The organism is Vibrio sp. MEBiC08052, from assembly GCF_001506075.1.
In the GTDB taxonomy this organism is placed as follows: Bacteria; Pseudomonadota; Gammaproteobacteria; order Enterobacterales; family Vibrionaceae; genus Vibrio.
The window spans coordinates 2,315,568-2,332,005 of record NZ_KQ947475.1; the positions used below are offsets into that span (position 1 = coordinate 2,315,568).

The window sequence follows — 16,438 nt, forward strand, 5'->3', positions numbered from 1 at the left end:
CAATCAGTTAGATGCGAGATGCTGCCGCATAGTTTTTCAATAAATCAGGAACATCCAGTATTAATGCAATATGTCCATCACTGGTAATCGTTGCCCCAGCCATCCCCGGCGTTCCTTGCAGCAAATTATCCAACGGCTTAATCACGACTTCTTCTTGTCCTATCAATGTATCCACGACGAAACCAACCCTCTGGTTCCCCAACTGTACAATGACAACATGTCCATGCCCTTTACGATGCTCAATAATGCCCCGACGAGGCGCAAGCCAATTTTGTAAATAAAACAAAGGGATGGATTTTTCACGCACAATAATGGTCAGTTGTCCATCAACCACGTTAGTCCGGCTCAAATCCAGATGGAAAATCTCACTCACACTCGCCAGTGGTAATGCGAATGGACTCCCAGCGACACCGACCATCAGTGTAGGCAGAATTGCCAGCGTCAATGGAACTTTAATAGCAATTTTGGTACCTTTCCCAATTTCGGAGTCGATGTCGATCGAACCATTCAGAGTGTTAATCGCTGTTTTGACCACGTCCATACCAACACCACGACCAGAGATGTCAGAAATCTGTTCTTTACTGGAGAAGCCCGGCATGAAAATGAGGTTAAAGCACTCTTTATTGGTCAAACGAGAAGCGGCATCTTCATCCATGAGCCCTTTCTTAACTGCAATACCTCTCAGTTTATCCGGGTTCATGCCCGCACCATCATCGATGATGCAAAGTTCAATGTGGTCACCTTCTTGCGATGCAGATAGCAGCACTTTCCCAGTTCGAGGCTTGCCGGCTTTCATACGGTCATCCGGCATTTCAATCCCGTGGTCAACAGAGTTGCGGACCAAGTGAATCAGTGGGTCTGCCAGTGCCTCAACCAGATTTTTATCCAAATCGGTATCTTCACCACGCATTTCCAGCACAATATCTTTCTTCAGACTTCTCGCCAAATCCCGAACAACACGAGGGAAACGACCAAATACTTTCTTGATCGGCTGCATTCTCGTTTTCATGACTGCACCTTGCAGATCGGCAGTCACTACATCTAAATTCGATACAGCTTTTGACATTTCTTCATCATTGCTGTTCAAACCAAGACTGAGCAGGCGATTTCGAACAAGTACCAGCTCACCGACCATATTCATGATAGTATCCAGTGTGGAAGTATCGACACGGACACTCGCTTCAGCCTGTGTTTTTTTCGCTACGGCAACTTCCTTGGACTCCCGAGTCGCGACCTGTGTTTGAGCTTCTGGCTTCTCTTGGACTGGCGGGGTGACCGATGGTTTCGCTTGCGCGCTCGCTTTTGGTGGTGCTGCAGTTGCTTTTTTCGGAGGTTCGGTTGCTTTCGTAACAGGTTCAAGATTTGCTGACGCCGGTCTGACCGCCATTTCCAACTCTTCTATGGACGGCCCTTTGCCTGCGCCATGTAACTCATCCAGTAATTTTTCGAACTCGTCATCGGTCATCAAATCACTGTCACTGCTATTTGAGGCTGATGCTGACGACTGAACAGTTGAATCTGCTGCTGGTGTTTTCTTCGGTGGCGGTGCCGCAACAGGTTCTTTCCCTTCAACTGAAGGCCCCTTCCCTACACCGTGCAGTTCATCAAGTAATTTCTCGAATTCATCATCGGTAATATCACCACTATCACTCGTGGTCTGCTGCGGTGATGATGCTTTAGATGCCTGAACTGATTCTTTTGGCACAGTTTCTTTTGATGCAGACTGAGAGCCATGGGCCGGAGATTTTCCTTTGCCATGGAGCTCATCCAGCAGTTGCTCAAACTCATCTTGGGTAATTTCATCAATTGAGTTAGCGCTTGTCGTGTCAGAAACAGCTTTATTTTCTGGTTGAGGCGTCTCTTCAACAGATGCTGCTGGCTCTTCATCAAACAATGATGTGTCATCATCTGATGATGTATCCGACGAGAGCAGGATATCCTCTGATTCATCTTCATCTGCTGAGGCAGGTTGAGAAAGTCGGTGCAACTCTTCCAATAAGGTTGGATCTGCGGGTTCGAGAGGTTCACGATCTTGCACAGCTTGGAACTGTTCGTTTACAGTATCTAAAGCCCGTAACATCGTATCCATGAGGCCAGATGTTACTTTTCGCTGTCTGTTACGCAATATATCGAAGACATTTTCGGCACCGTGACAGGTTGCAACCAACTCAGTTAAAGCAAGGAAACCAGCGCCCCCTTTTACCGTATGGAACCCTCGAAAGATTGCATTTAAAAGGTCGTTATCTTCAGGATTATTTTCAAGCTCAACCAACTGCTCGGACAACAGCTCTAATATTTCACCTGCCTCAACTAAAAAATCCTGTAAAATATCTTCATCTAATTCGTAGCTCATACGGCACCTCTAAAAACCAAGACTCGATAACAAATCGTCAACTTCGTCTTGAGATGAAACAGCATCACTTCTTTCATGAGGATTCAAAATTGGCCCCTCAGGATCAGTAGACTGATGTTTTGTCTTATCTTCTTGTTGTTCTGATTGCTCTGTTCCAAACACGGTAAGAATGTCGACCAATCGCTGCTCGACTTCATTAACCAATGTGATAACCCGCCGAATAATCTGTCCTGTCAGGTCTTGGAAATCTTGAGCCATGAGAATGTCCATCAACTCACCACGCAACTCCGAACTATCACCTTCAATCTGACTGAGTAGATCGTCAATTCGATGGCAGAGTGCTTTAAACTCATCTAATGCGATTCGACCTTTCATGAGCTCGTTCCATTGAGGACGAACATCCAATAGCGTCTGATGCAATTGATCAGCGATAGGCATACAGCGATCAACAGCATCCATCGTTTTGTTAGCAGCAACCTCGGTTTTGGAAATGACATACTGGAGGCGATCTTTTGCATCAGGAATTTCAGCTGTTGCAATCTCACTCATCCGTTCATCAATGGTAAATTCCTTTATCGATTCATGCAGTTCTCGGGTCAGCTCACCAATCTGCCGAAACATAGGATCAGCGGATTTAGCCTTGTATATACCCACCAATAATGCATTAGCTTCTTCTTTTTTGCCGCTTTCCAATAAATGGACGAGCTGTTGTGCTTGTTCTAATTCAATCATCCTGAAGAGCCTTTATACGCGAATAAATGTTTCTCTTACCTGATCAGGTACTCAGATCAAAGTTCAAGACTTATAAACGCTCAAAGATTTTATCCAACTTTTCCTTAAGCGTAGCCGCTGTAAATGGTTTGACAATATAGCCATTCACGCCTGCCTGAGCAGCTTCAATAATTTGCTCACGCTTCGCTTCAGCTGTAATCATCAACACAGGAAGATGCTTCAGCTCCTCATCAGAACGAATGTGTTTCAGTAAATCAATCCCTTGCATTCCCGGCATATTCCAGTCGGTCACGACAAAGTCAAAATCACCTTTCTTAAGCATAGGCAAAGCCGTTAACCCGTCATCAGCTTCTTGAGTATTATTAAAACCCAAGTCGCGGAGCAGGTTTTTCACTATTCGGCGCATTGTTGAAAAATCGTCAACAATAAGGATTTTCATGTTTTTATTCAAAATTGCCTCCACTGAGTATGAGATCAGTGATATTTAGTCATTTTGTGTCCAAGAACGCAGCTTTGTTCTTAAACGCTGCATGGTTTGGCTTAATATTTGGCTTACGCGAGACTCACTTACACCAAGCACTTCACCAATTTCTTTTAAGTTTAGCTCTTCATCATAATAGAGCGAAAGTACTAAAGCTTCACGTTCAGGAAGCGATTTTATTGATTCAACCAATGCTTTACGAAATGATTCGTCAGCAACACCTTTAAATGGTGAATTGTCATCATCACTATCAAAAGGTGATATCGCGTCATCAGAAACCCCTAAATCTTCGATACCAACAATCCGAGAACTGTTTATATCGGTAACGATACTATGATATTGATCTAACGACATTCCCAGATACTTAGCAACCTCTGTATCGGTCGGTTCACGATTTAATTCACCTTCAAGTACCGAAATTGCTTGGCTGATCTCACGATTATATTTATGAACGGATCGGGGAACCCAGTCTCCACGACGAATATCATCCAGCATTGCTCCCCGAATACGGATCCCCGCATAAGTTTCAAAACTGGCGCCTTTACTATTATCATAGTTTTTTTGCGCTTCGAGTAGTCCGATCATTCCCGCTTGAATTAAATCTTCGACCTGAACACTCGGTGGTAACCGTCCGATCAAGTGGTGTGCGATACGCTTAACCAATACAGAATACTTTTCCAGAAAAGCCTGCTGATTATTGATATTTCCATATTGATCGTACGTCAGCGCCTTATTCACCAAAAGGTTCCCCTACTATTTCAGTTCGATTTAGCAACCGTTCAACAAAAAATTCCAAATGGCCGCTCGGTGTTTTGGGTATCGGCCATGTTAATGCTTTATTCGCCAAAGAGCTAATCGCGAGCGATGCCGGTGAACGTGGAAATGCATCAACAACGATTTTTTGTTTTTTCACAGCTTGACGTACATTATCGTCTAAAGGTATGCATGCGACGAGTTCTATACCGACATTCAGGAACCGCTCTGTGACTAAAGTCAACTTCGCGAACAACTCACGCCCCTCCCGATAACTCCGCACCATGTTTGCTACAATCTTAAAACGCGGCACCTGATGCTCACGGCTCAATAACTTAATTAAAGCATAAGCATCGGTAATTGACGTTGGTTCATCACAAACAACGACAACAACATCCTGAGCTGCTCGGGCAAAGCTCACAACCATATCAGAAATACCTGCTGCCGTGTCAACCAACAGCACGTCCATTTCTTCTTCCAGACTGCCAAATGCCCGAATTAATCCAATATGTTGCGCATGGGATAATTCAACCATGGACTTAGTGCCGGAAGTCGCCGGGATAATTCTAATCCCATATGGTCCTTCAACGATAGCATCTTTTAATTCACACTCACCAGCCAGAACATGCCCCAGATTCTTTTTGGGACGAATACCTAACATGACATCTACGTTTGCCAATCCCAGATCAGCATCAAGCACCATCACTTTTTTGCCCTGACGAGCCATACTCATTGCCATACCCAAAGTTACGTTGGTTTTTCCAACGCCACCTTTTCCACCAGTCACTGCAATCACTTTCGTCAGTGTTGGTTGGCTTAAACGGCGCAGGCCGCTTGCTTGGTCGAAAATCATTTTATCTGTCATATCTATTCGCCGCCTAGATTCTCTCTGAGTCACTGCTCCAGTAGTGAGGCTCATTGTCAGCCGACTTCTCTAGCAATTCGTTCGCTTTCGCTACCATATATTTTGGCTGAGCAATCACAATATCTTCAGGGACACGCTGGCCATTCGCGATATAAGCGACTGGTAACGCATTTTCTACCACCACACTCACAAACTCTCCCAAACTCAGGGATTCATCTAATTTAGTCATGATGCATCCGGATAAGGGAATTCGTCTGAAGTGGTCAATGGTTTCCTGAAGTACCTTTCTTTGTGCTGTTGCTGGTAAAACTAAATAACTTTTGATCACGCCACCGCGATCCTGCATTAAAGTGTCAAGTTGTTCAGACAAACGCACATCTCGTTGGCCCATACCTGCTGTATCCACAAGAATCAGACGTCGATTTCGTAACTGTTGAACTACATCGGCTAACTCGTTGGAATCTTTAGCAACTTTTACAGGGCATCCCATAATTCTGCCATATATCGCTAACTGCTCATGGGCACCAATACGGTAAGTATCCGTTGTTACCAGCGCGACATTATCCGAACCGTATTCCATTGCTGCTCTGGCAGCCAGTTTTGCCACGGTTGTCGTCTTCCCGACACCCGTCGGTCCGAGCAAGGCGACAACTCCGCCTCGCTTTAAAATATCCTGATTGACCACCGGAATTTGATCCGACACTAATCCAAGCAAAGCACGCCATGCTTTGGGGGGAGGTGTATCTTCCGGTATATAACAAGCAAGCTGATCCGCCAGTTCCAGCGACAGCCCCATCCGAGACAATCGCTTGATTAACATGGCTCGGAGCGGTTCTCGACGTTCAACCTCCTGCCACATTAAACCGGAAACTTGATGTTCCAGAAGACGACGAATCGAATTGATATCTTCTTTCATCAACTCAAAATCCTGCGTATTCTGAACGTCTTCTTCACGTTTGTGGCGACGTTCATAACGAGAAGGATCCAGTTGAGGCTTGTGAGGTTCTTCTCGCTCTTCCCATCGACTAACTGGCGAGTGATCCCCATGGCGTGGAGAAGTATTGCTCGCTGAAGCATTCTTTTCTTTTGCCTGACGCTGTAACAGAGATGATAACGAATCTTCACGAGCCGGCTCTTCGTCTGACTGAGCTGGCGTATACTGTTTCAGTAAATTGGCAAAACGGTTGGTCATGGAACCACGTTGACTTGACGGCTGTTGTTGCCGTTGTGGTTTCTGAAGCGTTGCCGCAGTACGTTGACCGAGCTGGACGCGATCCTCTTCTAGCTCACGTCGTTTTGATGAACCGACTGAAGGCGAAGACGCATCCCGGTAACGCGGTTGAGAATTATAACCGTGAACTTGTGTTTTGGGAGCAACAGTATCGCTGTCAACCGCAGCAACGATTTCTACCCCACCTGCAACTTTTTTATTAGACATGATCACCGCATCGACCCCAAGTTCCTCTTTCACTTGAAGTAGTGCTGTTTTCATGTCTTTAGCAAAAAATCGTTTTATCTTCAAAGCAGCAACCCACCATCATGTTTATCTGCTAGTTACCGACAGCCTGTACAATTCGAATCTGTTTCTCGTCAGGAATCTCCTGATAAGAAAGCACGCGCAAGTTGGGTATCGTATTTTTCACAAATTTAGCCAGTGTGGCGCGCAGAACACCGGATGTGAGTAAAACAGCAGGCTCACCTTTCAACTCCTGCTCCTGAGTCGCCTGACTCAAAGAAGATTGAAGTCGTTCAGCGAGGCCGGGTTCAATCCCCGCAGACTCGCCACCTGACGCTTGCATAGTCTGATGCAATAATTGTTCCAACTCAGGAATCAACGTAATCACCGGCAATTCAGGTTCTATTCCATTGATTTCCTGAACAATTAGCCGTCTCAGAGCAATCCGAACAGCAGCCGTCAAAATGTCAGGTTCTTGACTCTTCCCAGAATATTCTGCAAGGGTTTGAACAATGGTACGGATGTCGCGAATCGGGATCGCTTCATTCAATAAATTTTGCAGAACCTTAACCACAGTGCCCAATGGCAGTTGGTCCGGCACAAAGTTTTCAACCAGTTTTGGAGCACTACGCGATAACATCTCCAACAAATTCTGAACCTCTTCGTGACCGATCAACTGGGCAGCATTATTCGTCAGTAACTGACTCAAATGGGTCGCTAATACCGTCGATGAATCGACAACGGTATAACCCAATGCCTGAGCGTGTTCTCGCTGATCCTCACGAATCCAAACCGCTTCTAAACCAAACGCAGGGTCAGAAGTCTGCTCGCCGTCAATCAGTCCATAGACTTGCCCTGGATTGATCGCCAACTCCTGATCAGGCCGAATCTCTGCTTCCCCGACAGCAACTCCCATCAAAGTAATCCGGTAACTGTTCGGGGTTAACTCGAGATTATCCCGAATATGAACGGGCGGAATCAGAAAACCAAAATCTTGTGATAGTTTTTTTCTGACTCCTTTTACCCGCTCCAATAGTTCTCCGCCTTGATCACGATCCACCAACGGAATTAACCGATAGCCAACCTCCAAACCAATAATATCAACCGGCTGAACATCATCCCAAGACAGCTCTTTTAATCTCGGAGACTCAGTATCCATTTCTGCGGGTAATTTCTTGTCTTCAGCAGCTTTGTGTTGTTTTTTACGTAAAAGATAAGCCCCGCCACCAGCCAGAGAGGCCAGTAGCAAGAAAGAGAAATGAGGCATACCGGGCACAATTCCCATTACACCTAGAATTGCAGCCGTAATCATGAGAGCTTTCGGATTGTCGAACAGCTGGAAGATCACTTGCTGCCCCATATCCTCATCGGTATTTTGACGCGTAACCATAATCGCGGCGCCGATAGATAGGAGCAATGACGGAATTTGAGCGACCAGACCGTCACCAATGGTCAACAAGGTATATATCTGAATCGCCTCACCGAAATTCAGGTCATACTGAATCATCCCAATTGTCAATCCACCAACAATGTTGATGAATAGGATGAGAATCCCCGCAATCGCATCACCTTTCACAAACTTTGAAGCACCATCCATCGAACCGTAAAAGTCAGCTTCTTTCGTCACTTCAAACCGACGAAGACGTGCTTGTTCCTGATCAATCAACCCCGCATTCAAATCAGCATCAATGGCCATCTGTTTCCCGGGCAAAGCATCCAACGTAAAGCGAGCACTTACTTCAGAAATCCGTCCGGCCCCTTTGGTGACAACCATAAAGTTAATAATCATCAAAATCAGGAAAACCACCAGACCCACAGCATAGTTCCCACCAATCACCACACTACCGAATGCTTCGATCACACTACCGGCAGCTCCCGGGCCGCCATGACCATACAATAAAACTACCCGAGTCGATGCAACGTTCAATGCCAAACGCAATAACGTTGCAATCAGCAATACAGAAGGGAATGCAGCGAAGTCGAGTGGTCTGCGCGTATATACGGTCACCAGCAAGACGACCATCGACAAAGCAATGTTAAACGTAAAAAAGAGGTCCAACATAAATGCCGGGATAGGCAAAACCACCATCCCCAGCGTCGCAAGTACCATGACAGGAGCACCGATAGCAGGGATCGTTCTCCGTGGAATGGCGGGTAATTTGTCAGCAAATGGCAGCGTAAACTTCATAGATGACCGTTTATAATTCTCTGTTGGGAATTGAAGTGCCTGAACATCAGGCCGTCGTTGGGAATTTCTGGATTTCTCGCTTCATGCAATAATTGCACCATAAACATGTCAAATTTATGGCTCGCAGATAGGGCATCACTCGGAGCACTGAAATGATATAGATGAAACTCGGAATAATATTGCTAAACAACGAAACGAATAGAGAACAGAGACTGCCCTATCAGTCAGACATAGGGTCATCAAAAGATATACAACAAATATAGAAAATCAATTTCTCTGGGAACATGACAAGAGGCAAACATTAATGACCCAACATTAGCATCTCTTTAACTCTAGGTTGGGAGGAACATACTGCCTAAATGTTCCTCCCTTTCTGACAAAAGTCTGAGAACCCGTCTCACCGCTATCAGCGGCAAACTATTTCGGCGCAAGACGCCACAATAATTCACCCTGTTGTGTCTCAGGTACGTAATCAAGACAAGCCAATCCGGATGTTGGGAACATCGGTGCCGGCATGTCTCTGACGAACTCACTGGTCAAATAGCCGACCAAAGGTAAGTGGGAGACGAGAAAAAATGAATTGACTCGTTCAATATCAGCCAAAGCCATCAAATAATCGAACACCCGATCTGATTTTCCGTAAGGCGTTATATCGTCGTAAGTTTCGATACTGCGAGCCTCAACGTAAGCAGCGATTTCCCGCCATGTTTCTTGCGCTCTAAGATAAGGGCTAATCAACACCTTATCGACACTGATTTTCTGTATGTCATTCGCTTGTTTCATCACTGAAACCGACTCACTCTTCCCAAGTTCGGTCAAAGGCCGATCCGCATCACCTGTCGCGCAATATCCCGCTTCTCCATGACGCATAATAAAAATTTTCATACGATGGCTACCTTAAATACACCATTAAACTCACAGGTGAGTTCATACTCACTCAATATAGCCAAGTCCTGATTTTCGTCGTTAGAGAAACCTCAACTCTATATTGGCTGCTTCACTCGAATTGAGCAAATTAAAATAACATTTTACTCATAAAATTGTTATCCGAGGTTGGCGACGTCAGTTTTCAACGTCATACTAATAATCGATTCCCTAGCCACGTCTGGAGGCATGTCTCGTGCATATCAGTCCAAATGATACAAATAGTTACCGATATATCACCTTACCAAACCAACTTCGGGTGCTATTGATTTGTGACCCCAATGCACCCAAAAGTGCAGCAGCTTTGGCAATCAACGTCGGACACTTTGATGATCCCACCGATCGTGAGGGGTTAGCACATTACCTAGAGCATATGCTATTTTTAGGCACGGAAAAATACCCAAACTCCGGCGAGTTTCAAAATTTCATCAATCAACACGGTGGAACACACAATGCTTGGACAGGAACTGAGCATAGTTGTTTCTTTTTTGACGTTGCGACTTCAACCTTTGAAAAGGCACTGGATCGCTTTGCCCAATTTTTTACCGCACCACTATTTAATGAAGAATCTCTCGACAAAGAGCGCCAAGCCATTGAATCAGAATATAAACTCAAACTCAATGATGATATCCGGCGTCTGTATCAAGTGCACAAAGAAACCATTCATCCACAGCATCCTTTTGCCAAGTTTTCTGTCGGGAACGAACAGACCCTGTCAGATCGTAATCAGGTCAGTATTCGTAAAGAAATTGTGCAGTTCCATCGTGAGCACTATTCTGCTGACTTGATGACATTGGCGGTCATCGCTCCCGAGCCACTCGATACGCTGGAACTGTGGGTCACGCAACGATTTGCGCACATTATGAATCAACAACGTCGGGGGAAAATCGTTCAGGAACCCTATGTCACACACCAACATACCGGACTACTGATTGAAGTAGAACCGCTTAAAGATATTCGTAAGCTGTTTTTGTCCTTTCCATTACCCTGTATGGATATTTATTACCAGCAAAAACCACTGTCTTATTTCGCGCATTTACTCGGCTATGAAGGAAAAGACAGTCTCACGCAGGCACTGAAAGACAAAGGATGGATTACGAGCCTTTCAGCCGGTGGGGGTACCAGCGGCAGTAACTACCGCGAATTTACCATCAGTATGTTACTTACAGAAACAGGGATTACGTCTGTTAACACGATTATTCAGGCCGTTTTCAGCTATATCAACCTGATCCGGGAACAAGGGCTGCAAGCTTGGCGTTATGAAGAGAAGAAAGCGGTGCTTGAAGCAACGTTCCGTTATCAAGAAGTTCCTCGCCCGTTAGATATGGTCAGCCATCTGGTAATGAATATGCAGCATTACCAAGAAGAGGATACTATCTATGGCGATTATATGATGCAGGGCTATGATGAAACGCAGCTTAGAGAGATTATCGATCAGTTTGTGCCAGAAAATCTCAGAGCGACGCTATTGGCTCAGGGAGGCGATTACGACCAAACCGCAAATTGGTATTACACCCCGTATTCCGTCACCCCTTTTACTGACGCTCAATTCGCCTATTTTCATCAGACTCAGTCAGCACTCAGCATGACACTGCCCGGGCCCAATCCTTTCATCTGCCACGGATTACAGCCGAAATCGATCGAGTCTGATGATGATCAACCACAAATCATTCAGGAAAGTGACGGATTTCGCCTGTGGCATATGCAAGATCAGGAATTCTTAGTTCCCAAAGGCGTTATCTATGTCGCCATTGATAGCCCTTATGCTGTGCAGAGTCCTCGCAATATCGTCATGACCCGTTTGTGTGTTGAGATTTTTCTCGACTCACTGGCGAAAGAGACTTATCCAGCAGAAATTGCCGGGATGGGATATAACATGTATACCCATCAAGGTGGGGTGACGCTGTCTATTTCTGGTTTCAGTCAGAAACAACCTGAACTATTGGCATTAATTCTCGATCGTTTCAAAAAAAGAGAATTCAGTGAACATCGCTTTATGTCCGTTAAAAACCAACTGGAACGGAGCTGGCGAAATGCGGCAAAAGATCGTCCGATTTCACAGTTGTTCAATGCAATGACCGGGTTGTTACAGCCGAATAACCCGCCTTATGAAAGCTTGTTGGAAGCACTGCAAACCATCAAAGTTCAGGAACTGGCACCGTTTGTCGATCAGATGTTATCTCAACTCCATGTAGAGATGTTCATTTATGGTGACTGGAGAAAATCGGATGCATTGCAAATCGGGCAGCAGTTAATTCAAGCGTTGCACGTTCGCGATCAACGTTACGAAGAGTCACTTCGTCCTTTGGTCATGTTGGGTAAGCAAGGTACTTTCCGCCGGGAAGTGTTCTGTGATCAGGATGATTCCGCCGTCGTGTTGTACTATCAATGTACTGATATTTCGCCCAAAAACGTGGCGCTGTACTCTTTAGCCAATCACTTGATGTCTGCCACCTTTTTCCATGAAATCCGGACCAAACAGCAGCTCGGTTATATGGTGGGGACAGGGAACCTCCCTCTGAACCGCCACCCGGGAATCGTGATGTATGTGCAATCGCCTCATGCAGCACCGGTGGATTTAATCGCCTCGATTGATGAATTTCTCAATGCCTTTTATCTGGTTTTACTGGAACTGAACGAATACCAATGGCACAGCAGCAAACGAGGTTTGTTCAACCAAATTGCCATTCCGGATCCAACCCTCAGAAGCCGGGCACAACGCTTTTGGGTCGCGATCGGCAATAAAGACCTCCAATTTAATCAACGAGAACTCGTGTTGCAGGAACTGAAACAACTGTCGCGTTCAGATATGATCCGCTTTGTTGTCAATGAACTGAAACCCAGAACGGCCAATCGCCTTATCATGCACACTCAGGGCAATGCGCACCATGATGCCGAGCAGCTGACTCTGGGTCGAGAAATTGGCTCAATTGAAGCATTTCAACTTATGCCAAAAGCTTATGAGCTCGGCTAGATTTGATGTTCTGAAGCAATCACTTGCGCCAGCGAATGGGGATGCAACTTAAGGCAAATATCTCCCTGACGAAAAGCAATCGTCGGGTTTGCCAAACGCTCCCCCTCTCCTTTTGGTGCAGAACATTTTACCGTAATACCTTGTTGTTCTAATGTCGGCCACATCTGCTCCAGAGCTGGGAAACGCTGCCAAATATCCTGCAAAAAATCATCGATATTCGTCGCACCGGAAGGAATGACAAATTCCACATGCTCCCATCCTTGACGCGGATAAGACTTCCCTTGCGCCGGATAAGGTAGTTCCAAATAGCGCGTTGACCATCTTCCGAGCATGATCGGGTTCTCCAGCTCGATCACAATAATCGGTCGCCCGTTAATTTGTGCCGATGAGATTTCCATTCCCTCATTTAACCAAGCATTCCGGGCTGCTTCAGCAAGCTGCCGGTCATTAATCCGCATGGCAATATGATCCAGTTGGAACGGTGCTAAATCCAGTTGCAGCACATCACATAGAGCACTGATTTTATCAATAAAAGCCGTCACGGCCTGATACATTTGTGCTGGCACAAAACGGTTTGTGGTGAGAAGAGAATGCATTTGGCTACCATCATCGGTTAAAAGACTGGTTGAATCCTAACAGGATCTGGTGGAAAGTAGAAAAATTCAGGCGCTTTTCTCTATAAGAGTGATAATAAAATTGCTATTATGTGCGCCAATTTTTGAACCCGATCGAGATGTGTATCGCAACTGGATGATACGCAAGCAGACAATTCCTAGAAGTAAAGGATAAGTACGTGAATATCCAAGCATTGATAAACGATAAAGTATCTCAAGCACTTGAAGCCGCAGGCGCGCCTGCCGGCAGCCCGGCCGCTGTCCGTCAGTCCGCAAAGCCACAGTTTGGTGATTATCAAGCCAACGGTGTCATGGGTGTTGCCAAAAAACTGGGTACCAATCCACGCGAGTTTGCTCAAAAAGTACTCGATGCACTTGATCTGGAAGGAATTGCCAGCAAAACCGAAATTGCCGGGCCGGGATTCATCAATATATTCCTCAGCGAAACATTTTTGGCGCAACAGGCTGAACAAGCGCTGGCGGATCCACGACTTGGTGTCGCACAAGAAACACCGCAAACTATCGTCGCTGATTACTCTGCACCGAATGTCGCAAAAGAGATGCACGTTGGTCACCTCCGTTCAACGATTATTGGTGATGCAGTTGTCCGTACCCTTGAATTTTTGGGGCATAAAGTGATTCGGGCCAACCATATCGGAGACTGGGGAACTCAATTTGGTATGTTGATTGCTAACCTGGAGTGCGTTCAGCAAAATGACGATACCCCCTCGATGGCGCTCGCAGATCTGGAAGCATTCTACCGCGAGTCTAAACAACGCTATGACCAAGACGAAGCTTTTGCTGAAAAAGCCAGAAGCTACGTAGTAAAACTACAAAGCGGCGACGCATTCTGCACTCAAATGTGGAAGAAACTGGTCGATATCACCATGACTCAAAATCAGATCAATTATGACCGGCTCAATGTTTCATTGACCCGTGATGATGTCATGGGAGAGAGCATGTATAACGCCATGCTTGCGGAAGTTGTTGCTGATCTCAAAGCACAAGGTTTGGCGCAAGAAGATGATGGCGCACAAGTCGTATTTCTTGATGAGTACAAGAATAAAGACGGTGAGCCGATGGGTGTGATCATTCAGAAACGTGACGGTGGTTACCTCTATACAACAACCGATATTGCTTGTGCCAAGTACCGTTATGAACAACTGGGAGCTGACCGGGTCTTATATTTTATCGACTCGCGTCAGCATCAGCATCTACAGCAAGCTTGGACAATTGTCCGGAAAGCAGGTTATATCCCAGATAGCGTCTCACTGGAGCATCATGCTTTCGGTATGATGCTGGGCAAAGATGGACGCCCATTTAAAACCCGGGCTGGTGGAACCGTCCGTCTGACCGATCTGCTGGATGAAGCGGAAGATCGCGCGATTCGACTGATTGACAGTAAAAATCCGGAACTGGCTCAAGACGAAAAAATGAAAATCGCCAAAACCGTAGCGATGGCAGCTGTCAAATATGCAGACCTGTCAAAACACCGAACCACTGACTACATATTCGATTGGGACAACATGCTCGCCTTTGAAGGCAACACAGCACCTTACATGCAGTATGCTTATACACGAGTTGCTTCAATTTTCTCTAAAGCTGGCATCCCCATGGATAACCTCAATGGCGAGCTTCGGATTAGCGACGAGAAAGAAAAATTGATGATCACCAAGCTATTACAGTTTGAAGAAACCATTCAATCTGTTGCCCGAGAAGGTCAGCCACACTTAATGTGTGCTTATCTGTTTGAATTGGCTGGCCAGTTCTCCAGCTTCTATGAGGCTTGCCCTATTCTATCGGCAGCCGATGAAGCGACGCGAAACAGCCGCCTGAAACTTGCAGCTCTCACGGCAAAAACCATTCAACAGGGTTTAAATCTGTTAGGGATTCAAACACTGGAACGGATGTAAAAATATCAGAATTAGACAAAAAACCCAGCTCGTCGGCTGGGTTTTTTTATGACACGTTCACGCTGTCGTTTCGTCTTATCTCGTTTTAATCTGGACGCATGGCATACTTGCCTGATCCTAGAAGTAAAATAGTAATAGATGCAAACAAATAGGTCGCGATTTCTTCAACAGCCCAAGCGCCATATTCATTCAATGAGAAGAAATTATCCCGGTGCATCAGACCGATAACGACTATCGAAGTCCCTATCACAGCCGTTGCAGCAAAACGGGTAAACAGACCTAAAACAATCATGATCGGGGCAATCACTTCTCCCAGATAGACTGCATAGGCAAAAAATCCCGGCAGACCGATATCAACAAACATCCCCTGAATAAATGCGGTTCCATCATATATTTTATGAATACCGTGTAATAGAAACATTAAGCTAAAACTCACTCTGAGAATCAACTTAGCAGCATCAGGATGATTCATTCCTGCTTCAAACTTACGGATTAAACTATTCATCAATTACTCCAAATCAATCGTTATTATACTCAGTATATCGGTAACTATTGAGAAGACCTTGGTGCATTTTCCATCATCTTCATCAAAAAAATCGAACAAAAATACTAACCTAAATCAAAGAATTAGAAATTCATGCTCTTCCATCACTTCAAAAATCAATAAACCATTTCGCCATAATCAATGAATTGAACGTATCCATTATGAAGATATGCTATCCTCACTCGGTTTCATTTTATCGTAGGTACCATGCAATGAGCTTCGAACTCCATCCACAATTACAACAAGATACAACCTACCTTGGTGACTTCCCGCTTTCTCTCGTGTTATTACATTGGGATCAAGCTGTACCATGGGTAATCTTGGTCCCGAAACGAACCGGAATTAAAGAGTTCCACCATTTACCAATGGCAGATCAGCAACAATTCTTGATTGAGTCACAATGGGTGAGTCAGATTTTAGAGTCTCAGTATCACCCGGATAAAATCAACCTCGGTGCCTTGGGCAATATAGTCTCTCAGCTCCACTATCACCATATTGCAAGATTTGCTGATGATGAAGCATGGCCCGGGCCGATCTGGGGCAATACGACAGGAACTCGCAGAAGTGATGCGACTCAGCAACATATGGCCAACTTACTAAAAACGTCATTGGCTCAGTCAGGTATTTTTACACCGGCTTAG

Annotated in this window: 13 protein-coding genes; 3 read left to right on the top strand and 10 right to left on the bottom strand. The window is 45.4% G+C overall.

Annotation, left to right across the window (positions count from 1 at the left end; translation table 11 throughout):
* Positions 1–7 precede the first annotated feature (7 nt).
* From VRK_RS10095 to sixA, 8 genes are all read right to left on the bottom strand, one after another.
* Positions 8–2,353, bottom strand: a complete 2,346-nt coding sequence (locus VRK_RS10095; RefSeq protein WP_059121245.1) for a chemotaxis protein CheA — start codon at positions 2,351–2,353, stop codon at positions 8–10.
* Between the two features lie 9 nt (positions 2,354–2,362).
* On the bottom strand, positions 2,363–3,085 hold the full coding sequence (locus VRK_RS10100) for a protein phosphatase CheZ (RefSeq protein ID WP_059121246.1): 723 nt from the start codon (positions 3,083–3,085) through the stop codon (positions 2,363–2,365).
* 70 nt (positions 3,086–3,155) lie between these two features.
* Entirely contained in the window at positions 3,156–3,524 is a 369-nt protein-coding gene (cheY, locus tag VRK_RS10105) for a chemotaxis response regulator CheY (RefSeq protein WP_038179952.1), read from the bottom strand.
* A 45-nt stretch (positions 3,525–3,569) separates the two neighbouring features.
* The gene (locus tag VRK_RS10110) at positions 3,570–4,304 is read right to left on the bottom strand and encodes an RNA polymerase sigma factor FliA (RefSeq protein ID WP_059121247.1); all 735 of its coding nucleotides are present in this window, start codon (positions 4,302–4,304) and stop codon (positions 3,570–3,572) included.
* The gene (locus tag VRK_RS10115; RefSeq protein ID WP_038179946.1) at positions 4,297–5,184 is read right to left on the bottom strand and encodes a MinD/ParA family protein; all 888 of its coding nucleotides are present in this window, start codon (positions 5,182–5,184) and stop codon (positions 4,297–4,299) included. Before VRK_RS10115 ends, VRK_RS10110 begins: the two co-directional genes overlap by 8 nt.
* Before the next feature lie 13 nt (positions 5,185–5,197).
* The gene (gene flhF, locus VRK_RS10120) at positions 5,198–6,706 is read right to left on the bottom strand and encodes a flagellar biosynthesis protein FlhF (RefSeq protein ID WP_059121248.1); all 1,509 of its coding nucleotides are present in this window, start codon (positions 6,704–6,706) and stop codon (positions 5,198–5,200) included.
* A gap of 28 nt (positions 6,707–6,734) precedes the next feature.
* Complete coding sequence (flhA, locus tag VRK_RS10125; RefSeq protein WP_059121249.1) at positions 6,735–8,828, bottom strand: flagellar biosynthesis protein FlhA; 2,094 nt, start codon at positions 8,826–8,828, stop codon at positions 6,735–6,737.
* A gap of 417 nt (positions 8,829–9,245) precedes the next feature.
* A complete protein-coding gene (gene sixA, locus VRK_RS10130; protein WP_059121250.1) occupies positions 9,246–9,713 on the bottom strand; it encodes a phosphohistidine phosphatase SixA in 468 nt (155 codons plus the stop codon).
* 235 nt (positions 9,714–9,948) lie between these two features.
* Here sixA and VRK_RS10135 point away from each other — a divergent pair, with 235 nt between their 5' ends.
* A complete protein-coding gene (locus VRK_RS10135; protein WP_059121251.1) occupies positions 9,949–12,726 on the top strand; it encodes an insulinase family protein in 2,778 nt (925 codons plus the stop codon).
* On the opposite strand, the gene VRK_RS10140 is transcribed toward VRK_RS10135, so the two are convergent.
* The gene (locus tag VRK_RS10140) at positions 12,723–13,322 is read right to left on the bottom strand and encodes a VOC family protein (protein WP_059121252.1); all 600 of its coding nucleotides are present in this window, start codon (positions 13,320–13,322) and stop codon (positions 12,723–12,725) included. The two genes, VRK_RS10135 and VRK_RS10140, sit on opposite strands and share 4 nt — an antisense overlap.
* Positions 13,323–13,519: 197 nt before the next feature.
* Here VRK_RS10140 and argS point away from each other — a divergent pair, with 197 nt between their 5' ends.
* Positions 13,520–15,253 (top strand): arginine--tRNA ligase, encoded by a 1,734-nt coding sequence (argS, locus tag VRK_RS10145; RefSeq protein ID WP_059121253.1) that lies wholly within the window; start codon positions 13,520–13,522, stop codon positions 15,251–15,253.
* Positions 15,254–15,338: 85 nt separating this feature from the next.
* On the opposite strand, the gene VRK_RS10150 is transcribed toward argS, so the two are convergent.
* A complete protein-coding gene (locus VRK_RS10150) occupies positions 15,339–15,758 on the bottom strand; it encodes a DoxX family protein (RefSeq protein ID WP_059121254.1) in 420 nt (139 codons plus the stop codon).
* A 251-nt stretch (positions 15,759–16,009) separates the two neighbouring features.
* Here VRK_RS10150 and VRK_RS10155 point away from each other — a divergent pair, with 251 nt between their 5' ends.
* Positions 16,010–16,438 (top strand): HIT domain-containing protein, encoded by a 429-nt coding sequence (locus VRK_RS10155; protein WP_059121255.1) that lies wholly within the window; start codon positions 16,010–16,012, stop codon positions 16,436–16,438.